Below are 21,210 nucleotides of genomic sequence, written 5' to 3' on the forward strand. Positions count from 1 at the left end.
TCTGTTTTACCGGGTCGCGCCGTTGCTGGCAATCACCCGCTGATACCAGCCGAAGCTGGCCTTGCGGATACGCCGTAGATCTTTCACGTCATGCTCGCCGCGATCCACATATATAAAGCCGTAGCGTTTACCATAGCCCTGATGCGTACTGACCACATCAATGGCTGACCACGGGCAATACCCCATCAGCGGCACGCCATCCGCTATCGCCAGCTGCATTTGCGCGATGTGCTGACGCAAAAAATCGATACGATAATCATCGGCAATGATATCGCCTTCCTCCAGCACATCCGGCGCGCCCATCCCGTTTTCTGTGATCAGAATCGGCAAATGATAGCGTTCCCAGGTTTTACGCAACGTCAGACGCAGCCCGACCGGATCAACCACCCAGCCATACGGTGTTTTCTCCACCCAGGGATTTTCGGCTGCCCGATATACACCCGGTTCGCCCAGCATGATTTGCTGGTCACCGGCACGTGCGCTGATATCCGACGCATCACCCTGACTGGCGGCGATGGTGGCGGTCGAGTAGTAGTTAATCGCAATAAAATCCGGTTTACCCTGGCGTAAAATCTCAGCATCCCCGGCGGCCATCTGTGGGGCAAGACCGCGATCCTGCAGATAACACCAGGCCAGCGCGTTATAGCGCCCGTGCACCGCCACATCAAGAAAACTCCAGCAGCGCAGGGTTTCCCAGTTATGCGCGGCGATAGCATCTTCCGGGCGGCATGTGGCCTGATACATTGACGTGGTATTGATCGCCGGGCCAATTTTGCTGTCGGGCAACATCTGATGACACAGCGCCATCACCTGTGCCTGGGCCAGCATCATATGATGATTTTGCTGCCAGAGGGACGCTGGCGACGGCAGTTCACCACCGGGTGGCAGGCCAATGGCACCCGGATGCAGGATCATGGTGTTCTGTTCATTGATAGTCAGCCAGTGTTTCACTTTGCCGCCAAAATGACTGAACAGCGTACGCGCATACTCAACAAATGCCGCTATCGTTGCGCGGTTCTCCCACCCGCCCTGTTCCTCCAGGCACCAGGGCAGGTCAAAGTGATAAAGCGTGGCAATCGGCTCAATGCCGTGACGGTTCAGTTCATCAATCAGTCGCTCATAGAACGCCAGCCCCGGCGCATTCACCTCACCGACGCCGCCGGGAATGATGCGCGTCCAGGCGATGGAGAAGCGATAGGCTTTCAGTCCGAGTTCGGCGAAAAGCTGTACATCTTCGATGCAGCGATGATAGTGGTCGCTGGCAACGGTAAAATCTGCCGTCTCCTGCGGATGCTGGCACATATCGATAATCGACGGGCTTTTGCCATCTTCATTCCATGCCCCTTCCACCTGATAGGCAGAGGTGGATGCCCCCCACAAGAAGCCGTCCGGGAAAGGCTGGGATTGTTGATAAATCATGATACGCTCGCTTGTTGTTTTGGGGTCAGGGCCAGCAACGCTGAGCCGCCATTGACCTGGTCTGTAGCCAGATTCTGCACGATCTGATAGTCATCACTGTTGACCACCAGCACCGGGGTAATCAGTTCATATCCCGCGGCGGTAATGGCTGCGCCATCAAAGGTCACCAGCACATCCCCCGTATGGACACGATCGCCCACCTGTAATGAAGAGGTGAAATACGTGCCGTTCAGATTGACGGTATCGATTCCGACGTGGATCAACACCTCTGCGCCACTGTCCGACAAAATTCCCACGGCATGCTTCGACGGCAGAAAGGTCACGACCACCCCATTAACCGGCGAGAGCAGTTCACCACGATCCGGCACAATGGCCACGCCCTGGCCTAACAGGCCCTGAGAAAAAACGTCGTCCGGTACTGCCGACAGCGGCAGCACGCGCCCGCTCAGAGGACTGTGCAGGGTTTCACTCACCTGAGTTGATGGCGAGACGCCTGCTACCTGCACCGGCACAGGTTCGGCAGTCGCTTCATCCGCGGCTTTGGGATCATCAAAACCCAGTATCCAGGTCAGCGCAAAGGCGACGACCACCGCAATCAGGCAGGTCACCAGCGCATGCACAATATTCATCGGGTTTTCACCAATAAACGCCGGCAACGCTGCCAGGCCCGGTGAGACGAAGGCGTAGCGCACCAGCCCACTTAACCCGGCATAGATTCCGGCACAGCCGCCGCCGATCATCGCGGCAATCAGCGGGCGTTTTAACTTCAGCGTCACCCCGTATAACGACGGTTCCGTAATCCCCAGCAGCGCGGTAAAACCGGAGGACGATGCCAGCTGCTTCAGATCTTTATTTTTGGTTTTCAGTGCAACACAGAGCGTCGCCGCCCCCTGGGCAATATTGGAGGCCAGCATACCGGGGCCGTTAATCGTCTCAAATCCCTGGCGGGTCAGCTGCATGGTGGCAATCGGTGTCATCGCCCAGGCAGTGCCGGTGATCACCAGGAAGGGTTGCAGGCCGCCCATCAGCATTGGAATCAGCCAGCTGGCCTTGCCGTTAATCGCCGCCGCGCCGCTCGCCACCAGGTCATTGAGTAAAATCCCAAACGGCCCTATCGCCACCAGCGCCAGCGGTGCCGTCACCAGCAGCACAATCATCGGTTTGATAAAGAAGGTGATCATCGACGGTGACACGCGTTCAGCAAAGCGTTCCACCCACGACATGATCCACACGGTAAAGATGATAGGCAGCACGGAGCCGGCATAATCGGCCAGACGAACGTCGATCCCGATAAAGGTGATCTCCCCGCCTTTCGCCAGCATTTGCGCCAGGTTGGGGTGCAGCATCGCCCCGGCAATCGTCATGGCAAGGATGGGGTTGCAGGAAAACTTAATCGCCGCACCGTAGGCCAGCAGCACTGGCAGGAAGAAGAAGGCGGCATCAGCAATGGTATCCAGTAGCTGATAGGTGGTGCTGCTGACGCTGATCAGCCCGCACAGTTTCAGAATCGCCAGCAGGGCTTTGATCATCCCGGCGCCGGTGATTGCCGGGATAACCGGGGTGAACGTGGTGGAAATCACGCTGATAATCTGGCTGAAAATTCCGCCTTTTGCCGCCGCAGGTTTGCCGCCTGGCGCGGCATTGCCAATAGCATCCAGCATCGTACGGTAGGTCTGCTGCACCTGGTTTCCCACAACAATCTGGAACTGGCCGCCGCTTTCCACCACGCCGATCACACCCGGAAGTTTTTCAATTTCCGTCTCCTGTACCCGGCTGCGGTCGCTGAACTCAAGACGCAGACGTGTCGCACAGTGAGTGAGCCTGCTGATGTTATTTTTGCCGCCGCTGAGAGCTAAAATCTCATGGCCGAGTTTTTTATAATCCACGGTATTCCCTCAAAAAAAACCAAAAAAAAAGACCAAAATAAAAATGCGCCTCAATAAAGAGGTCATGCATTTTTATTTTGGTCTTGCCTGCTTTACCAGTGACATGCCGCAATAAAAAATGGGGGCAACCTGTAAAGCCGTTGCGCCGCGATTATCATCATTTCCGGCATTAACTGGCAATGACTCCCATAACAAAATGGGATCTGGCTCTCATCTTTATGCGGATAAATCCGGTCGCTACTGAATATACGTCGTCGCGGGCAGTCTGGCTTCAGGTCTGAGGCCAGTTTGAGCACGCCGGATCGGCAAAAGACGCATCCCTGCGGGCCTCGGCACGCGGCGTCCCTGCCGCGTGACGTCCGGCTTACCTCAAACTGGCCCCATCCCCGCAGAACCGTTGCTCGCGGTGGGTTTTAAAACCGCAACAACATGGCGCTCTCTGTGCATTGGTTTGGATGTTGACCTGGGTTTTGACGTTGAGGCGGCAATTAAGCAGCGCTGAGGAAGCGCAGTGAACCAGGACGAACCGCCAGGACGGCGGTGAGAGGGAGAGCCGGCACAGGGATGTGCCGTCACGACCAGTCCGTCGGTGAACGGAGCTGACGATGGCACCCGCTGAAAGCGGGCGATGCGCCTGCCGCAAGCCCGGATTCCAAAGGGTGGGGCGACTGCCGCCCTTTGGTCGCTCAGCCCGCGCAGCGGGAAAGCGAAACGCCCTTGACGTTGACCTTAACGTTGACCTTGACGTTGACCGTCATGCAGACCATCACCCCGGGTCAGGGGAAGTCCCTCCCGTGCTACTCCAGCGGCACGAACTTCAGCTCACTCAGCGGCTGCACTTTCTCTTCACGCACCATTTTGTATTCGGTGTCCGGCCCGAGCCAGCGGTTCCAGATGCGGTCAATTTCACCACCCTGCTCCATCGCCATCAATCCGGCATTCACTTTGGTCAGCAGCGCCTCATCGCCTTTTTTCATCCCAACGGCGACCGGTTCCAGCGCCATCGGCTCTTTGATCATCGCCAGCTTGATATTGTCAGCCGCAGCGCGGTTAACCAGCTGGGTGGCGGTCATACCGTTGGTGACAAAACCCACGGATTTATTCTGTTGCAGTGCTAAGTAGGCCGATGCGGTATCCTGGAACGTCACCGGCTTAGCCTGCGCCATGCGAATGGATTGTTCTGAGGTGGAACCTTTCGTTGAACTCAGGCGCTTGCCTTTGAAGTCTGCCGGGGTTTTATCGGCATTGGGGCTTTTCACCACCAGCACCTCTTTCGCAATGTAGTACGGATCGCTGAACTGGATCTGCGCAGCACGGCTTTTGGTGTAAGCGAGGTTGGCGATCAGCACATCCACGCGCCCGGTCGTCAGCACCGCGATACGGGCTTCAACGGAAACCGGCATCAGGTTCACCTTGACTCCCAGTTGACCCGCCAGCGCCTGACACAGATCAACATCCATCCCCACCAGCTGACGGGTTTTCGGATCCGGTGAGGAGAACGGCGGGACATCAGCGTAAACGCCACAGTTAAGCTGACCACGGCTGGCAATATCAGACAGCGTATCAGCCTGCGCAGACAGGGTGGCACTCAGCAGTAAGGGCAGGCAGATCGCCCACGACAGCGGAAGTTTCTTATTCATTATCGACAGACTCCGTTAATGTGCAGGTGAGATCAGTGCTGACGCAGATCGGTCAGGAAACGCTGGGCGCGCTCATGTGCGGGCCGGGTAAAAAAGTCTTCAGGCCGGGCTTTTTCGAGGATCTTTCCTTCATCCATAAACCAGACCGTGTCCGCCACTTCGCGGGCAAAATTCATTTCGTGTGTCACGCACATCATGGTCATGCCATCCCGTGCCAGACCGCGCATCACGTTCAGCACTTCCCCGACCATTTCCGGGTCAAGCGCCGATGTCGGTTCATCAAACAGCATCACCGGGGGCTTCATTGCCAGCGCCCGGGCAATCGCCACGCGCTGTTGTTGCCCACCGGAGAGCTGAGCGGGCCAGGCATTGGCTTTGTGTGCAAGACCCACGCGGTCGAGTAAAGCCAGCGCCTGTTGCTTCGCTTCACTGCGCTTCATCCCCAGCACTTTCACGGGTGAAAGCATCACGTTGTCGACCACCGACAGATGCGGGAACAGGTTAAAACTCTGGAACACAAAGCCAATGCGCGCCCGCAGCTTGTTCTGCTGCATGCCGCTGCCGTGAATATCATGACCATCGAACACGATCTGCCCCTCCTGGATCGGCTCCAGGCGGTTGACGGTGCGGATCAGGGTAGATTTGCCAGAACCGGACGGGCCACACACCACCACCACCTCACCGCTGTTCACTTCCGCGTTGAGGTCGGCCAGAGCGTGATACGCGCCATACCACTTATTAACCTGATTAAACCGGATAATCGGATGCATGCCTTACTCCTCAATAACGGGTTTGGTCACCAGCAACGTGCCGGACTGTGAAGAGGCCACTGGATGGCTGCGATTACGTTTCTGCGCAATGCGCCGCTCCAGCCAGTTCGCCAGCCACGTCAGACTGAAACAGATGATGTAATAGCTCAGTGCCACAATGGCAAACACCTGGAAAGGTTTGGTCAGCAGCTGGTTGTTGACCTGGTTGGCCGCAAAGGTCAGCTCAGGAACGTTGATCACATAGCCCAGCGTGCTGTCTTTAATAATCGAGACCAGCTGGCTGACCAGGCTTGGTAACATGTTGTAGAGCGCCTGCGGCAGGATCACCAGACGGAAGGTGCGGGTGTAGCTCATGCCCAGCGCACGTGATGCCTCGTACTGCCCCGGCGGCAGTGCCTGGATACCGGCACGGACGATCTCCGCGATATAGGCACTTTCATAGATCACCAGGGTGATCAGCATGGTGCCGAAGCCGCTCAGGGTGTGCCCCAGTAACAGCGGCAGACAGAAGTAGGTCCAGAACACCACCATCAGCAGCGGGATGCCGCGCAGCACGTACACCCAGGCGGTCGCTGGCCAGCGCAGCCAGCGGTAAGGTGAAACACGTGCCACGCTTAGCAGTACGCCGAGCGGCAGCGCAAACACAATCGCCAGTACTGACACCAGTAAGGTACAGAGCACCCCGCCCAGCGGGCCGTTCGGATACTGTCCCATCAGGAACAACATGCCGTTCTGCTGTAAAATCGTCAGCATTTCCATCATCAGACGTTACCTCGCATAGACACGTTGGAAACGTTGCGCCAGCAGCGCACCCGCGCCCATCAACAACAGAGAGAAGAACAGGTAACAGAGCGTTGACACCAGGTAAGCTTCAAAGGTACGGAAGGTGTAGTTTTCGATTTCCCGCGTCACGTAGGTCAGGTCTGCCACGCCAATCACCATCGCCAGACTGGTATTTTTAAACAGCAGCACCGTGTGGTTAATCAGCGCAGGCAACGCATTACGAATGCCCTGCGGCAGAATGATCAGATGCATCGACTGCATATATCCCATGCCGAGGGCGCGGGCGGCTTCCGTCTGCCCCTCCGGCGTGGCACGCAGGCCGCTGCGGATGTCCTCGGAAAAATACGCCGCCTGGCACAGCCCCAGCGCCACCAGTGAGAAGACAAATTCGGCGTTGAAATCATTCAGCCACATCTGCACCGATTCCGGCAGCAGCGTGGGAATGGCGAAATACCACATCATCAGCTGGATCAGCGTGGGCACATTGCGGTGATACGAGACATAAGCGGCCACCAGCCACTGCAATACGCGCAGGTTACTGAGGCGGATCACCACCAGCAGCATCGCCAGTACCATCGCCAGCAGCCAGGAACCCAGCGCCAGTTGCAGCGTCAGCAGCATGCCGTCGATGATCATCTGCCCGTACTGGCCATGCAGAATGACGCTAAAATCAAGTGAACCGTTCATTGTCGCTTGCCCTCAGTTAATCGGCTTGTCAGCGGATGGCATCACCTGGACGCATGGTTGACAACCCACCCGGCACCTGGAGCGTCGGCGTGATCTCGATATGACCGATATTCACCGCCACCGGAGCGGCCAGCGCGAAGGCAACGGTATCGGCGATATCTTTGGCCTGCGGCAGTTCGAAGCCGTCGATAAACTGACGGCGCGCCCCCTCTTTATCACCGGACACGTTACCGAAGATATCGGTCGCCACCCGGCCAGGACAGATTTCGGTGATACGCACACGTTTGCCATAACAGTCGACGCGCAGCTGACGCGAGAGCGCATGCACACCTGCTTTCGTGGCGTGGTAAATCGAGTTGCCACCGAAGTTGTAGATCGCCGCAATCGACGTAATGTTGATCACATGCCCGCAGTCGCGCTCCATCATGCCCGGCACCAGCAGGCGGCAGAGATGCAGCACGGCACGCAGGTTCACATCCACCTGGGTGTCTACATGCTGTTCTTCGGCACTAAGAATGGAGCCAGGATGTGAAACACCGGCGTTGTTGACCAGAATATCGATCGGCAGGTCGCGGCAGACTTCGGTCAGTGCGTTAACATCCGCAACATCTACCACGTGGGGAATACAACCGGTCCGGGCGGCCAGGCGCTCCAGCTCATCACTGCGGCGCGCCAGCGCATGCACCACAATGCCCTCTTTGCACAGGCGCTCGACGATGGCTTCTCCCATGCCGGCGGATGCGCCGGTGACCAGGGCCGTTTTGTAATCTGAAAAAGGCATAATGCACTCCTGTTATTCTTCTGGTGTTTTGACTCTATCCCCCTGGGCTTGCCAGGGGGTAAGAGGTTAAGCCTTTGTGGCAATAAGCCACTCTTATAACCGGGCTTAACGGGCTTTTTGTTGTGACAGCGATCTGATTTCTCCGCCATTTGCCTGGATATCCCGGCGCAGACGCGCAATCAGTGCCAGCGCCCCCGGCGTGTCACCGTGCAGCAAAATGGAGGACACATTCATCGGCAGCCGTGTGCCGTCGATGGCGGTGATGGACCCGGTGGTCAGCAGGTTAATCACCCGGCGGCTTACCTCTTCAACATCATGAATAACTGCCCCCGGCGACCCCCGCGGCACCAGCAGGCCATTGGCCTGAAAAGCCCGGTCGGCAAGGAAGGTGCAGGCGACATGCAGCCCCAGCGCCCGTGCGCAGCGTTCAACGGCGTTGCCCGGCGTGGTGCTGATAATCAGTGCGGGATCAAAAGCCTGCACCGCCTGTAACAGCGGCCGTGCCAGCGCCTCCTCTTCTGCCGCCATATTGCCCAGTGCGCCGTGAAAGCTCATGTGCGTCAGCGGATAGTCGGCGGCACGGGCAAAGCCGGATAACGCCCCCAGTTGATAGGTGACATCGTGCGCAAGCCTGGCCGGGTCGATCTGCATCCGGCGGCGACCAAACCCCTGTAAATCCGGGAAACCAACGTGGGCACCCAGGTCAACACCGTGCTGTTTCGCCAGCGCGACGCTGCGAGCCATAATGGTGGCGTCGCCCGCATGAAATCCGCAGGCCACGTTCGCCGAGCTGATCAGTGCCATCAGTCCGGCATCATCCCCGAGGGTGTAGTCGCCAAAGCCTTCGCCGAGATCGGCGTTAAGATCGATGCTGCGCATGGCTCTGTTCCTCTGTCTGTGGTTTTTCCTGCGGCAGCAATTGCATCAGCGCCTGGGCGTACTCCACTGCCTGACCTTGTGTCGCCTCAATGCTAGTCAGGATGCCGTCCTGCGGCGCACGGACCGGCAGGCAAAGCGGCCCGGCCTGAACCAGCGCCAGCAGGCAGCCTGCTTCCACCGGCCCGGAAACGGGGCCGACGTTTTTACCGCTCAACGGGTCCTGTAACCAGAGGCGGCCCGGCATCGGTGCCGTGACGGCAACCGGCATGACGGGCACCGTTATGGCAGCAACCGGTTCGGGGGCAGCGACGGGCCGCTGACTTCCCGGCTGACAGGTCATGCGAATGGCATAGTCCGCGCTGTTAATTTGCAGGCTGGTCAGGCCGCTACGCTGCATCTGATTGACCAGGCCCTGTAACTCTCGAAATGCTAACATTCGTTCTCCTTTTATCGGGTCAGCCCGCGCTGCGGCGGTAACGTTCAATCTGATGACACAGGTTATCCAGCCAGCGGTCCTGCACCTGCTGTGCCTGCTGCGCCTGAAGCAGATCCACTTCCACAAAACGTACCTGGCTGCCCACCGGCACCTGTCCCAACAGCCACATGTCGGCGTCTATCACCGTCCCCAGTTTCGGATAGCCTCCGCTGGGTTGCGCATCACGCATTTGAATAATCGGCTGGCCGCTATGGGTGACCTGGATAACGCCAGGGATGATGCCGTGAGAACGCATCTCCAGCGGCACTTTTGCCACCAGCCCTTCGCCTTCCAACCGGTAGCCGTAGCGGTTGCTTTGCGGTGTGATACGCCACGACTGCTGCCAAAAGCGCTGGACAGATTCCGCCGTGAAGCGGGTGTATTCGGCCGCGGGCAGCACGCGGATGTGCGGCACCTGCAATGAGCCTGCTTGCAACGTCAGTCGTGGTGAGGGAATACCGAAGTCAGAGGCACCACGATAGTCAGGGGTGCGGGCGTTCAGCCGGTCGCCTGCGCTGAGGCCGCGTCCCTGCCAGCCGCCAAATTCACCGCGTAACTGCGTGCTGCGCGAACCGAGCACCCGGGGAACATCCACCCCACCCGGCAGGTGCAGATAGCTGCGGGCGGAAAAACGCGAGGCATTGAGCGTCAGCACTTGGCCTGCGCGGGCGTGTGCCACCCACCATGCGGGAACCGGCTTTCCGTCCAGCGAGGCCTGGCTGTCACCGCCGCTGAGCGCAAACAGGCCATCGCTATGAAAACGGACACGGAAAGGAAACAGCGGGACTTCAATCACTGCGTCGTCCGGGTGGTTACCCAGCAGCGCATTACCGAGGCGCAGCGCCAGAGGGTCCATCACCCCCGCCGTACCGACGCCGTAATGCAGCGCGCCGAAGCGACCATTATCCTGCACGCTGGTGAGCGGTGTGGTGCGTTCAATTTCGATCATGCCAGCACCTTTCCCACGCGAAAACGAATGCTGTCACCGGGCTGCAAACGTACCGGCGGTTCAGCGTGGGCATCAAAGAAGATAAAATCCGTGCGGCCGATGGTGTTCCAGCCGCTCGGTCCGGCGGAGGCGGAAACGCCCGTCTGCACACCGCCAATCGACACTGAACCACCGGGAATGCTCTGCACCGGGGTACTGCGGCGTGGCGTGGCGATCTGCGGGTCCATATTGCCGAGATAGCAGTAACCGGGATGGCTACCGAGGGCATAAACCGGATAGAGGGGTTCGCTGTGGCGCTGAACGATTTCCTGGATCGTCATACCGGTGTGTTCCGCCACATCGCAGATATGCGGCCCCGGTTCGCCACCGTAGATGACGTTCAGTTCGATGATGCGCCCGGAGAAGGTTTTACTCTCCCCCCGCTCCCACTGGCGCAGCAGCTGTTCCGGCAGCAATGCGGCCCCGCACCACTGTGGGTCGAACACCAGCATCAGGTTGTTCATCCCCGGAACCACGCCGCGAATACTGTTCAGCCTGGCGCTGTAGTCTGCGAGCGCCCAGATGCGCTGCTGGTTCACGAGTGAGAGTGCCCCCGGCGCTTCAAACAGCAGAGCGTGGGTGCCCAGCCAGCTGATTTGCGGTGCCTGTAACTGACCTGCTGGATCCATTCCTCATCCTCAACATCATATCCGTCAACGGAAAGCCCGACATAAGGCCACTGTAGCCCGGTCGTTCTGCCAGTCTGTAAGAGGGTTTCGCTTTAGGGGGATAAGACAGACTTATTACTCTTAAGATTTTGCGTGCATGAGGTGCATACCATCAGCACGGGTCGATCGAAAAAGATGATCGACCCCTACAGAGTATCGCCGCCTCCTTCAGAAGATGACCTTACCCCACCAGCGTCAGTGGGCGATTGTCCTGGGTGCGTTCGGCCATCAGCGCCAGCAGGATTTTTTTCACCGCCTCGGCAGGCTGTGAAAGCGGCAGGTGATCCGAGGTACAAAATGAGAGTGGCGCCTGAATGCCCGGGTCGACAATCTTCGCCATGCGTGCATGGGCCTGCGCCACCATGTTGCGCGCAATGGACTCCGGCAGGATAGTGGCACCGAGGTTCTTATCCAGCGCCAGCGCCAGTGTGGAGGCTGACTCAATTTCACATTTTACGCTGTAAGAGAGGTTTTTCTGCACGAAGGCTTCATCGACCAGTTTGCGCATAATGTTGTAAGGACGCGGCAGGAACAGCTCCAGATGCGCAATCTCTTGCAGGGTAACGGTTTTACCAAAGCTGGCGGCGCCCTGCGGCGTCACCAGATACAGGTCCTCTTTCATCAGCGGGATAAACGCCAGCCCGTGCACCTGACGGTTGCCATACAGCACCGCCATATCCATACGCCCACTCATGATCAGTTCACTGAGGGTGGTGCCGAAGCTTTCATTAAAATAGAGCAGAATGCCCGGATGCTGTTTACGCACTTCTTCCATCAGCGGCAGGGCCAGCAGCGAGGCCGCCGTACCGGGCGCCAGCCCGACCGACACCTGCCCACTCAGTGCCTGCCCGGCACCATCAATGGCACTCTGTGCCTGTTCGCACTGGCGCAGGATCGCCTGGGCGTGCGCATAAAGAATATTGCCCGCCTCGGTGGGCGTGACGCCGCGTTTGGTGCGGATCAGCAGTTGCTGTTTGACTTCGCCTTCCAGCGATGCGAGCTGCTGGCTGAGTGCAGGCTGCGCGATGTGCAGAATATCAGCTGCCTGAGTCAAACTGCCGACATCGACAATTTTGATAAAGTATTTGAGCCGCCTGAGATTCATCGTGACCTTCCTCTTCTGCACTGCGCTGCGGTAACAATCGGGTGAAGGGGAATATAGCAAGATCCAGACCACTCTAAGGGTGAGCGCCGACACATCAAGAAAGTTAATATGTAAAACAGTGAGATAGATCGCTATTTTAACCGTTTTTTAACATCCTTTTTCTCCGTTCTGTGATGCAGCGCTGCACCAATAAATGGCTTTTGCTTATGGCTCTGCCCCATCCATAAGCTTTCGCTCTTGAATCAGAACAAACTCCTCTTAGCCGAAGCGCGCCGGTGTTCGTAACTTAAGGCTATTACGCCACCGACCGGAGTGTTGCCATGAGTGCCATCCATATTGCTAATCGCGTTACCCGCATTAAACCCTCGCCGAGCAGTACCGCTTCCGACCGCGCCAATGCGCTAAAACGTGCCGGAAAATCGATTGTTAATCTGGTGGTGGGTGAGCCGGACTTTGACACCCCCGCGGTGATCCGCCAGGCCGCCAGCGCCGCGATTGAGCGCGGTGAAACGCGCTATACACAGAATAACGGTACCCCGGCACTGCGTGCGGCGATCGCAGAGAAGTTCCTGCGTGAGAACCGCCTGACGGTAAATGCCGATGATGTGATTGTCACCAACGGGGCCAAGAGCGCCATTTTTAACGCCTTTGCCGCTACGCTGGAAACCGGCGATGAAGTGCTGATCCCGGCACCTTTCTGGGTTTCCTATCCGGATATGGTGCTGGCCTGCGATGGCCGCCCGGTGATTGTCACCTGTAGCGAGCAGGACGGGTTCAAACTGACGCCGGAAAATCTGCGTGCGTCGATTACCAGCCGCTGCCGCTGGCTGCTGATTAACTCCCCTTCCAACCCGAGCGGTGCCAGCTATACGCGTGCCGAGCTGCGCGCGCTGGCCGATGTGCTGCTGGATTACCCGCATCTGGCGATCATGACCGACGATATCTACGAGCATATCCGCTATGACAATGCGCCGAATGTGCATCTGCTGGAGGTGGAGCCGCGCCTTGCTGACCGTACCCTAATCGTCAACGGCGTGTCGAAAACCTACGCTATGACCGGCTGGCGTATCGGTTATGCCACCGGGCCTAAAGCATTGATCGCGGCGATGGGCACGCTGCAATCGCAGTCCACCAGCAACGCCAGCTCCGTCAGCCAGGCTGCGGCACTGGCGGCGCTGAACAGCGGTACCGAATTTATCACCCACAGCCTGGAGGTTTACCGCCAGCGCCGTGACGATATGGCCGCACGTCTGAATGCTATTCCCGGGCTGAGCTGCCGTCTGCCGGAAGGCGCCTTTTATCTTTACGTCAACTGCGGGGGGCTGCTGGGGAAAACCACGGCGGAAGGGCAACGTCTGTCCACGGATAACGACGTGGTGCTGTGGTTGCTGGATACCGCAGGTGTTGCTGTGGTGGCCGGGGCTGCTTACGGCCTGTCGCCTTATTTCCGCCTGTCGATTGCTACCGATTTACCTGCCTTGCAACAGGGCGCGGATCTGATTGCCGCTGCCGTTGCCAGCCTGAACTAAACGAGGATTGTTATGACTGTTGGTAACCGTATTTTCTTACAACGTGATTTACAGGCCGCGCCTTATGTTGAGGCGTTTCGCACCCTGCCTGCGGCTGTAGTTGCAGACTGCATGAGCCGTCTGCCTGCGCTGGCCTGCGATATTCGGCTAATGAGCAATCCGTCCCATTCCACCATGTGTGGTCTGGCGGTGACGGTCAAAGCCCGTTCCGGTTGTAATCTGATGCTGCATAAAGCGATGGATATGGCAGGGGCGGGTGATGTGATCGTGGTGTCGAACGAGGGCGATCGGAGCCAGGCGCTAATGGGGGAAGTGATGACCACCTGGGCACGCCAGCGCAATATTGAAGGACTGGTACTGGACGGCGCGATCCGAGATATTGAAGGCATCAGCAAGATGGATTATCACCTGTACGCTGCCGGCGTCACGCCCGGCGGGCCGTTTAAAGATGGCCCTGGTGAGATCAATGTGCCGATTGCCTGTGGGAATATTCATGTCTCGCCGGGCGATATTATTCTCGGCGATCACGATGGCGTGATAGTGATCCCCAAAGCAGATGCTGCGCAGATTCTGGAAGCCGCGCAGGCTTATCTGATTGTTGATGAGCGCAATTTTGAACTGGCGAAGCGCGGGGAGCTGGAGCGGGAGTGGATCGACCCCTGGCTGGCCGGTAAGGGCGTAGAAGTGATTGACGGGCAGTATTAAGCTTTTGCGATCTGTCGCAGGCTCTGCTGATCTGCACGATTGTCCAGGTCAACGTCAACGTCAACGTCAAGGGCGTTTCGCTTTCCCGCTGCGCGGGCTGAGCGACCCAGGGTGGGCAGTCGCCCCCACCCTGGGGACCCGGGCTTTGCGGCAGGCGCTGCGTCCACTGCGTGGATGCCTTCGCAAGCGTCGTTCACCGACGGAGCGGTCGTGACGGCACATCCCTGTGCCGGCTCTCCCTCTCACCGCCGTCCTGGCGGTTCGTCCTGGTTCACTGTGCTTCCTCAGCGCTGCTGAATGCCGCCTCAACGTCAAAATCCAGGTCAAAACCCGAACCCATCCCAAAGCCCAGAATTCTGATTCCAGTCAATCCGCAGAGATCGTCACGTTCTGATGCTTTTAAAACCCACAGCGAGCGCTATCTTGCGGGGAGGGGGCCAGTTTGAGGTAAGCCGGACGTCACGCGACAGGACGTCGCGTGCCGAGGCCCGCAGGGATGCGTCTTTTGCCGATCCGGCGTGCTCAAACTGGCCTCAGACCGGAAGCCAAACTATCCGCGATAAAAAATGCCTGGGGATCCCTCAGAGGTCGACCACTACAAATAATCGCTGACTTATTTTGTGTGGATATTTCTACTCCACGGGCGTGACCGCCCCCTTCCCTGCAAACCATCCCGCCAGATTATCCACCACATTTTGTGCCATCGCCTGACGCGTCTCGACCGTTGCACTGGCAATATGCGGCATCAGAACCGTGTTGGTCAGCGCCGCAAAACGTGTATCAATCGTCGGTTCATTGTCAAACACATCCAGTCCTGCCCCGCGAATGGCATGATTTTGCAGTGCTTCGATCAGATCATCCTCATTCACTACCGCCCCACGGGCAACGTTAATCAAAATGCCCTCTTTCCCCAACGCGCTGAGGATATCCGCATCCACCATCTTGCGATTACGTTCATCTCCCGGCACGGCCAGCACCAGGAAATCACTGAACTGCGCCAGCTGATGCAAATCGCCAAAACGCTGCCATCCTGGCTCACTGCTCTGGCGACTGTTGCAGTAACCGACCTGCATATCAAAGCCCGCACAGCGCCGGGCAATAGCGGCACCAATCTTACCCAGCCCCATAATCCCCACGCGTTTACCGCACAGCTTATAACCCAACTGCGGCGGGCGTTCCTGCCAGGCCCCGCTGCGCAGAAACGCATCCTGCGCCACGATCTGTCGTGACACACCAAGCATCAGCGCCAGTGCCAGATCCGCCACGTCATCCGTCAGAATGCCGGAGGTGATGGTCACCGTGATATCGCGATCGCGGGCAGCCGACAGATCGATACCATCGGTGCCAACACCAAAAACAGCGATCAGTTCCAACGCAGGCAGCGCAGCCATCAAATCAGCCGCCAATCCGACATCTCCCCGGGTGGCAACCGCTTTGATCTTGCCTGCATGTTCCTCAAGAAAGGCAGCCATGTCCGTCTGTTCATACAGACGATGACAGTGATAGTGCTGGTGCAGAACCTCGCTCAGTTCCGGCATCAGTGGCTGAATAATCAGAATGTCCTGTTTCATTGCGGGTACCTTTATTATTAACGTCAGGGTAAGAGGAAAAACACGTTAATAACCTGGCAGACTTTCACTCTCCCTCCAGCAACATTCTACTTATTACCTGATAAGGTGAACTTATTGCTGCGCGGTGCGGGCTGCTGCAATCATGCCGTCCAGCCACGCCTGATGACCATTGATCATCGGATTGGGGCGGGCAGACGCCAGATCGCGGGCAGGTTTACCGTTCTGTGTTTCCTGCGTCAGCAAGCGGACGCGGCCGCCCGGCAGCGCTTCAATCAGCCAGGCATGATGCACATCCAGGCGGCTTTCGCTGTCGTCACCGCACCAGCCATGCCAGGCAATGCGTCCTGCGCTGCCCGCCAGCGGTGGCTCAAATTCGTTCACTTCGGCCTCGACCAGGAAACCAAAAGTGGTAAAGCGGAAGCGTGCGCCATCCGTCAGTCGTGGGCCAGTGCCATCGTGGAAATGTATATCACTGGCATTGCTGTAGTAATCCGGCCATGCCGCCGTATCGGTCAGCTTGTCCCACAGGGCGGCGACGCTGACCCCGGTGATGACCATTTCATTGGAGGCAAAGTTATCGCTAAAACCGGGAATATAGCCTTGTGGCCAGTTAATGCTGTTCATCGGGAGTGCCTTCATTAAGATTGAATTCACCGCTATGCTGCACCGGCCTGAGACATAAAACCAATCGTCATTTTTTATTTAAGATATTCTATATTCTAATATTTTAATCAGTGAGTCTGCACCATGGCCGATCTCCGAACCCTTGATCTTAACCTGCTGAAAACCCTGGATGCCCTGCTGGATGAATGCAGTGTGACACGCGCTGCTCAGCGTCTGGCCCTGACGCAACCCGCCGTCAGTGGCATGCTGACCCGGCTGCGCGAATGTTTTAACGACCCGCTGTTTATCCGTAACCGTCACGGCATTACGCCGACTCTGCGTGCGCTGGAGCTGGCCGCTCCGGTGAAGCAAATCCTGGCTGAAGTCAGCCTGCTCCTGCAACCGAAGGTCTTCGATGCTGCCCGTGCGCAGATGTCGCTGCGGATTGCCGCCACCGATTACGCGCTCAGTGCCGTAGTGGTGCCGTTTATTACGGCGCTGCGCCAGCAGGCACCGGGAGTGCGGGTCAGCGTGCAGCCGGTGGTCAACGAACAGCTGGCCGCACAGATGGCACAAGGAGAGGTGGATATGGCGCTGGTCACGCCGGAGACCACGCCACCTGACCTGCATGCCCACCCGCTGTTTGAGGAGCAGTATGTTTGCCTGTTGCGCACCGGGCATCCGGATGCAGCATCGGGTGCGCTCTCACTTGACCGCTTCTGCGCACTCGACCATGCACTGGTGTCACACAGCGGCACACAGTTTCGTGGTGTGACCGACGAGGCGCTGGCCACATTGGGTCGCGAGCGTCGGGTGACGCTGGCAGTGAACAGTTTTCTGGTACTGCCTGAGATCCTGCGCAGCAGCGATCTGATAGCCGTTGTACCGCAGCGACTGGCGCAGCATACCCACGGTTTGATCCAGCTCGCGCCGCCTTTGACGATCGTCGGGTTCAGTAAAAGCGTGGTCTGGCATGAACGCAGCCATCGCGATCCCGGGCATCGCTGGCTGCGTACACTGTTGTTAAAGATGCTAACCCACTGATACAGCACTCACAGCTTATCGTCCGCCGTATCACGTGCCTTAGTGTGGCGCACTGTTTCCCGTATTTTCTCACTTTACAGGTTGATTATGTCTGCACTGTTTACTCCTTTCACACTGAAAGACGTCACGTTACGTAACCGCATCGCCATCCCACCCATGTGTCAGTACAGCGCCGAAGAGGGCCTGACCACTGACTGGCATCAGGTGCACTACCCGGCGCTGGCGCGCGGTGGTGCCGGGCTGGTCATTGTCGAAGCCACGGCGGTGTCACCGGAAGGCCGTATCACTCCGGCATGTACCGGGCTGTGGAATGATCAGCAGGCTGAAGGAATGGCAAAAATTGCCGCATCGATTAAAGCCGCCGGGGCCGTGCCGGGTATTCAGATCGGCCATGCCGGACGTAAAGCCAGCGCCAACCGTCCGTGGGAAGGTGATGATCATATCGCCGCCGGGGACAGTCGTGGCTGGGCAACCCTCGCTCCATCTGCGGTAGCCTTTGGGCACCATCTCCCACAGGTGCCGAAGGCCATGACGCTGGATGATATTACCCGGGTGAAAAGCGATTTTGTCGCGGCCGCACGTCGTGCACGGGATGCCGGTTTTGAATGGCTGGAGCTGCACTTCGCGCACGGCTATCTGGCCCAGAGCTTCTTCTCAGTCCACGCTAACCAGCGTAACGACCAGTACGGCGGAGACTTCGCCGGGCGCAGCCGCTTCCTGCTGGAAACCCTGGCCGCTGTTCGCGAAGTATGGCCAGAAAATCTGCCGCTGACGGCACGTTTTGGCGTGATCGAATATGACGGACGTGATGAGCAGACGCTGGCGGAATCGATTGAACTGACGCGACTGATGCGTGATGGCGGTCTGGATCTGCTGAATGTCAGCGTGGGCTTCACGATTGCTGAAACCGAGATCCCGTGGGGATCGGCCTTCCTGGCGCCGGTGGCCGAACGCGTGCGTCGTGAAGCCGCTTTACCGGTGGCATCGTCCTGGGGCATTGAAGCGCCGGACGTGGCTGAGCGGGTGATTGCCGAACAGCAGATGGATCTGGTGATGATTGGTCGTGCGCACCTCGCCAACCCGCATTATCCGTACTATCTGGCGAAGAAACTGAACGTTGAGCGCCCATCCTGGGTACTGCCTGCGCCTTACGCGCACTGGCTGGAACGCTATCGTTTAGGCGAGTAACCGCTCAATAAAAACGGCGCAGCCTGATGAGGCTGCGCCGTTTTTTTATGCCTCAATCGCTTTATCAGAAATCAACATTGACACCCAACTGGAAGGTACGGCCCGGCATGACGGCCAGCGCCTGCTCATACGCATCCTGTGTGCTGGTGCTTGTCAGCTGACGGCTGCTGAGGTAATCCCAGTATTTGCGGTCAGTCAGGTTATAGATGCCCCCGCTTAACTTCATGTTTTTCGCCACACGCCAGTACGCCGTCATATCCACCATGCCGTAACCCGGGATGCGGGTGTAGTCATCGCTGCCACTGGCCAGCGCGGTCCCGGTGTTGCTATAGCTTTCACGGCTGGTGGACTCGGCTTTTTTGCCTTTCACAAAGGTCGCGGTGACCGCCGCACCATAACGCTGTGCAGGATCATCCCAGGCCATACCCACTACCGCTTTCATCGGTGCCACGCTGTCGAGATCAACATAGCTGTCGCCGCTGTAGCTGGACTTCGATTTCCCTTCGCTGTAGCCCACAGCCAGAGTTGTACTCAGGCCATTGAGCGCGTTAAACCAGGTGCCGACGTTCACTTTGGTACTCATCTCACCGCCCCAGATATAGGCTTTATCACGGTTCTCAGCCTGATAAACGGTGTAAATATTTGACGGTACGTTGGTGAATTTTTCCGGATTACCCGATCGGGTGTAGCGGGTATTGGCGATAAAGTTCTTATAAGAGTTATAGAACATCGCCGCGCTGAAGTTGACGCCTTCAGTCACGTTGCCCTTCAGGCCCCACTCGACGTTGTTACTGGTTTCGGTTTCCAGATCGGTATTGCCGATCAGCGCATACTGCGCCGTACCGGCATAGGACGATCCGAGGTTCCACGAACCATAAAGCTGACTGGCGTTCGGGAACTGCGCGCCGCGCTTGTACTGCACGTAAGTCAGCAGTGACGGCGTTAACTCATACTGTAAGGTCAGCGAGGGCAGAACCTGGCTATCGCTGTTGGCTTTGCCGTACAGCGTTTCCAGCTCTGACTCCGTCAGCACCGTACTGCCCGTGGTCAGGCTACTGAGGTTCTGCGGCCTGGTGTTTTGATAAGCCAGACGCACCGCCGGGATCACGGCGAACTTGCTGCCCTCCACGTCGAAATTGATTTTGTCCTGGAGATATCCGCCGAGAATATAGGTACGGCTGTCGGCCTGCGGCTGCATGATCACGCTGTAGACACTGGGGGCCGGAGACTGACGGAACGGACGTTCGCTGTCAGTCATACGTGCATTCAGCCCGGCGCTGAGATCATGACGGCCCAGCGTTTTCGTGACGCGGGTATCCAGCCCCCATGTTTCAACGTTGTAGTCGGAATAGACAATGCTCTGGCTGCTGGTTGACGGTATCAGGCTGGTGTCATGCGCTTCCGTATGCTGATAATCCAGGCGCGTGGTCAGGCTGTCGACCCACCCATTATCCGGCGTGTACTCGTCACCCAGAGCAATCCCCCAGCGGCGCGTATCGCTCTGCTGTTGGGTGTCGCCAATGATGCTGTCGTTTGACCAGGTATCGTAATGGGTATGGTTGGTTTTATGATAGTCATCCAGCGTGGCGGTGAACTTGTGTTCATCGTTTGGCTGCCAGATCCCCGACATCATCACCGCCGTCGAATGCCAGTTTGCCGGGTAAGCATCGACTGTCCCGCTGTTATTGCGGGTTTCCTGCCCATCACGGCGGCTGATCACCACCACACCGCGCAGGGTACTGTCTCCTGCCGCAGCGGTGATGCCATTGTGCCAGCCACGGTTAGAGGAGTCGTAATCACTCTGGTAACCAAAGTAGCTCTCTTTATCCGGACGCAGATAATCATCCGCACTTTTATTACGGAAAGAAACCGTACCGCCAATACTGGTATTTGACTGCTCAACGGCAGAGGCACCTGCCTGAATATCAACACGGCCATACATATAAGGATCAATATAGTCGCGACCAATACCGAAGGTATTTAATCCGGCACGGCTGACGTAACTGCGACCTGTGGCATCTGGCAACGGACTACCGTCAACATCAAGACCGACACGGTTACTTTCCAGCCCGCGAATATTGAAACCGGTATAACCGCTGCGGTCAAAACCGCTTTTACCGGCGCTGGACCCTCCACTGACGCCGGTGGCGCTGATCAATGGCTGATAGCGCATCACCGAACCAAAATCGGTGGTCCCATTTCTCTGCATCTGCTCAACCGTAACGCTGGTTTTACTGCCCGCCTGCAATGGCACCCGTGGTGAAATGACGGTCATTTCACCCTGAGTATCCGTGCTATTGTCTGAAGGTGCCGTGGTGGTCTGTGCGAAACCACAGGCACAATGGATGGCCGTAGCCAGCACCGCACATTTCATCGCGGGCGCGGTGATCCCCTGGAATGTTGAATATGTGAGCATTAGATAACCCTTACTATGTTATTAGTATTTGCTCACGGGTTGCTTCAATAGAAAAAATGCAGGCCTTGTTCAC

19 protein-coding genes are annotated in these 21,210 nt (G+C 57.7%); 4 read left to right on the forward strand and 15 right to left on the reverse strand.

The genetic code is table 11. The features are described from left to right. Positions 1–6: 6 nt before the first annotated feature. The 12 genes from FY046_RS02595 to nac form a co-directional block, all read right to left on the reverse strand. Positions 7–1,419, reverse strand: coding sequence for a glycoside hydrolase family 1 protein (locus tag FY046_RS02595; RefSeq protein WP_133841592.1), 1,413 nt, complete (start codon positions 1,417–1,419; stop codon positions 7–9). Continuing rightward, a complete protein-coding gene (locus FY046_RS02600) occupies positions 1,416–3,305 on the reverse strand; it encodes a beta-glucoside-specific PTS transporter subunit IIABC (RefSeq protein WP_227534758.1) in 1,890 nt (629 codons plus the stop codon). The genes FY046_RS02595 and FY046_RS02600 overlap by 4 nt, the downstream gene beginning before the upstream one ends. Positions 3,306–4,102: 797 nt before the next feature. After that, positions 4,103–4,945, reverse strand: coding sequence for an ABC transporter substrate-binding protein (locus FY046_RS02605; protein WP_200643493.1), 843 nt, complete (start codon positions 4,943–4,945; stop codon positions 4,103–4,105). Positions 4,946–4,977: 32 nt separating this feature from the next. Next, positions 4,978–5,715: an amino acid ABC transporter ATP-binding protein gene (locus FY046_RS02610; protein ID WP_133841589.1), complete on the reverse strand. Its 738-nt coding sequence runs from the start codon at positions 5,713–5,715 to the stop codon at positions 4,978–4,980. A 3-nt stretch (positions 5,716–5,718) separates the two neighbouring features. After that, the gene (locus FY046_RS02615; protein ID WP_446185723.1) at positions 5,719–6,477 is read right to left on the reverse strand and encodes an amino acid ABC transporter permease; all 759 of its coding nucleotides are present in this window, start codon (positions 6,475–6,477) and stop codon (positions 5,719–5,721) included. A gap of 6 nt (positions 6,478–6,483) precedes the next feature. Beyond that, positions 6,484–7,185, reverse strand: coding sequence for an amino acid ABC transporter permease (locus FY046_RS02620; protein WP_133841587.1), 702 nt, complete (start codon positions 7,183–7,185; stop codon positions 6,484–6,486). 28 nt (positions 7,186–7,213) lie between these two features. Further along, entirely contained in the window at positions 7,214–7,966 is a 753-nt protein-coding gene (locus FY046_RS02625; RefSeq protein ID WP_133841586.1) for an SDR family oxidoreductase, read from the reverse strand. 105 nt (positions 7,967–8,071) lie between these two features. Then, on the reverse strand, positions 8,072–8,845 hold the full coding sequence (locus FY046_RS02630; RefSeq protein ID WP_446185724.1) for a LamB/YcsF family protein: 774 nt from the start codon (positions 8,843–8,845) through the stop codon (positions 8,072–8,074). Next, on the reverse strand, positions 8,826–9,281 hold the full coding sequence (locus FY046_RS02635) for an acetyl-CoA carboxylase biotin carboxyl carrier protein (RefSeq protein WP_133841584.1): 456 nt from the start codon (positions 9,279–9,281) through the stop codon (positions 8,826–8,828). Before FY046_RS02635 ends, FY046_RS02630 begins: the two co-directional genes overlap by 20 nt. Before the next feature lie 19 nt (positions 9,282–9,300). Continuing rightward, positions 9,301–10,269, reverse strand: coding sequence for a 5-oxoprolinase subunit C family protein (locus FY046_RS02640; protein ID WP_212813015.1), 969 nt, complete (start codon positions 10,267–10,269; stop codon positions 9,301–9,303). Further along, a complete protein-coding gene (pxpB, locus tag FY046_RS02645; RefSeq protein ID WP_446185725.1) occupies positions 10,266–10,937 on the reverse strand; it encodes a 5-oxoprolinase subunit PxpB in 672 nt (223 codons plus the stop codon). Before pxpB ends, FY046_RS02640 begins: the two co-directional genes overlap by 4 nt. 220 nt (positions 10,938–11,157) lie before the next feature. After that, positions 11,158–12,081: a nitrogen assimilation transcriptional regulator NAC gene (gene nac / locus FY046_RS02650; RefSeq protein WP_200643498.1), complete on the reverse strand. Its 924-nt coding sequence runs from the start codon at positions 12,079–12,081 to the stop codon at positions 11,158–11,160. Positions 12,082–12,401: 320 nt separating this feature from the next. On the opposite strand from nac, the gene FY046_RS02655 reads away from it, so the two are divergent. Together FY046_RS02655 and FY046_RS02660 are read left to right on the forward strand one after the other, a co-directional pair. Beyond that, entirely contained in the window at positions 12,402–13,610 is a 1,209-nt protein-coding gene (locus FY046_RS02655) for an aspartate transaminase (protein ID WP_167863662.1), read from the forward strand. Positions 13,611–13,622: 12 nt separating this feature from the next. After that, positions 13,623–14,315, forward strand: coding sequence for an RraA family protein (locus FY046_RS02660; RefSeq protein WP_200643500.1), 693 nt, complete (start codon positions 13,623–13,625; stop codon positions 14,313–14,315). A gap of 632 nt (positions 14,316–14,947) precedes the next feature. Here FY046_RS02660 and FY046_RS02665 read toward each other — a convergent pair. Next, positions 14,948–15,886: a 2-hydroxyacid dehydrogenase gene (locus FY046_RS02665; RefSeq protein ID WP_133841578.1), complete on the reverse strand. Its 939-nt coding sequence runs from the start codon at positions 15,884–15,886 to the stop codon at positions 14,948–14,950. A 111-nt stretch (positions 15,887–15,997) separates the two neighbouring features. Further along, a complete protein-coding gene (locus tag FY046_RS02670) occupies positions 15,998–16,510 on the reverse strand; it encodes an SRPBCC domain-containing protein (protein ID WP_133841577.1) in 513 nt (170 codons plus the stop codon). A gap of 123 nt (positions 16,511–16,633) precedes the next feature. Here FY046_RS02670 and FY046_RS02675 point away from each other — a divergent pair, with 123 nt between their 5' ends. Both FY046_RS02675 and FY046_RS02680 read left to right on the forward strand, forming a co-directional pair. Next, a complete protein-coding gene (locus FY046_RS02675; protein WP_133841576.1) occupies positions 16,634–17,533 on the forward strand; it encodes a LysR family transcriptional regulator in 900 nt (299 codons plus the stop codon). An 87-nt stretch (positions 17,534–17,620) separates the two neighbouring features. Continuing rightward, a complete protein-coding gene (locus FY046_RS02680; protein WP_171149144.1) occupies positions 17,621–18,721 on the forward strand; it encodes an NADH:flavin oxidoreductase/NADH oxidase in 1,101 nt (366 codons plus the stop codon). Between the two features lie 64 nt (positions 18,722–18,785). On the opposite strand, the gene FY046_RS02685 is transcribed toward FY046_RS02680, so the two are convergent. Then, a complete protein-coding gene (locus tag FY046_RS02685) occupies positions 18,786–21,137 on the reverse strand; it encodes a TonB-dependent receptor domain-containing protein (protein ID WP_446185726.1) in 2,352 nt (783 codons plus the stop codon). Positions 21,138–21,210: the final 73 nt, after the last annotated feature.

This window comes from Erwinia sp. 1181_3 (assembly GCF_052824965.1).

What these genes read in the sequence shown, in the direction of transcription:
- FY046_RS02675 (WP_133841576.1), top strand. Translation starts at nt 16,634, where the DNA reads ATGGCCGATCTCCGAACCCTTGATCTTAACCTGCTGAAAACCCTGGAT.
- FY046_RS02625 (WP_133841586.1), bottom strand. Translation starts at nt 7,966, where the DNA reads ATGCCTTTTTCAGATTACAAAACGGCCCTGGTCACCGGCGCATCCGCC.
- FY046_RS02620 (WP_133841587.1), bottom strand. Translation starts at nt 7,185, where the DNA reads ATGAACGGTTCACTTGATTTTAGCGTCATTCTGCATGGCCAGTACGGG.
- FY046_RS02685 (WP_446185726.1), bottom strand. Translation starts at nt 21,137, where the DNA reads ATGCTCACATATTCAACATTCCAGGGGATCACCGCGCCCGCGATGAAA.
- FY046_RS02665 (WP_133841578.1), bottom strand. Translation starts at nt 15,886, where the DNA reads ATGAAACAGGACATTCTGATTATTCAGCCACTGATGCCGGAACTGAGC.
- nac (WP_200643498.1), bottom strand. Translation starts at nt 12,081, where the DNA reads ATGAATCTCAGGCGGCTCAAATACTTTATCAAAATTGTCGATGTCGGC.
- pxpB (WP_446185725.1), bottom strand. Translation starts at nt 10,937, where the DNA reads ATGGATCCAGCAGGTCAGTTACAGGCACCGCAAATCAGCTGGCTGGGC.
- FY046_RS02660 (WP_200643500.1), top strand. Translation starts at nt 13,623, where the DNA reads ATGACTGTTGGTAACCGTATTTTCTTACAACGTGATTTACAGGCCGCG.
- FY046_RS02595 (WP_133841592.1), bottom strand. Translation starts at nt 1,419, where the DNA reads ATGATTTATCAACAATCCCAGCCTTTCCCGGACGGCTTCTTGTGGGGG.
- FY046_RS02610 (WP_133841589.1), bottom strand. Translation starts at nt 5,715, where the DNA reads ATGCATCCGATTATCCGGTTTAATCAGGTTAATAAGTGGTATGGCGCG.
- FY046_RS02670 (WP_133841577.1), bottom strand. Translation starts at nt 16,510, where the DNA reads ATGAACAGCATTAACTGGCCACAAGGCTATATTCCCGGTTTTAGCGAT.
- FY046_RS02635 (WP_133841584.1), bottom strand. Translation starts at nt 9,281, where the DNA reads ATGTTAGCATTTCGAGAGTTACAGGGCCTGGTCAATCAGATGCAGCGT.
- FY046_RS02640 (WP_212813015.1), bottom strand. Translation starts at nt 10,269, where the DNA reads ATGATCGAAATTGAACGCACCACACCGCTCACCAGCGTGCAGGATAAT.
- FY046_RS02655 (WP_167863662.1), top strand. Translation starts at nt 12,402, where the DNA reads ATGAGTGCCATCCATATTGCTAATCGCGTTACCCGCATTAAACCCTCG.
- FY046_RS02680 (WP_171149144.1), top strand. Translation starts at nt 17,621, where the DNA reads ATGTCTGCACTGTTTACTCCTTTCACACTGAAAGACGTCACGTTACGT.
- FY046_RS02605 (WP_200643493.1), bottom strand. Translation starts at nt 4,945, where the DNA reads ATGAATAAGAAACTTCCGCTGTCGTGGGCGATCTGCCTGCCCTTACTG.
- FY046_RS02630 (WP_446185724.1), bottom strand. Translation starts at nt 8,845, where the DNA reads ATGCGCAGCATCGATCTTAACGCCGATCTCGGCGAAGGCTTTGGCGAC.
- FY046_RS02615 (WP_446185723.1), bottom strand. Translation starts at nt 6,477, where the DNA reads ATGATGGAAATGCTGACGATTTTACAGCAGAACGGCATGTTGTTCCTG.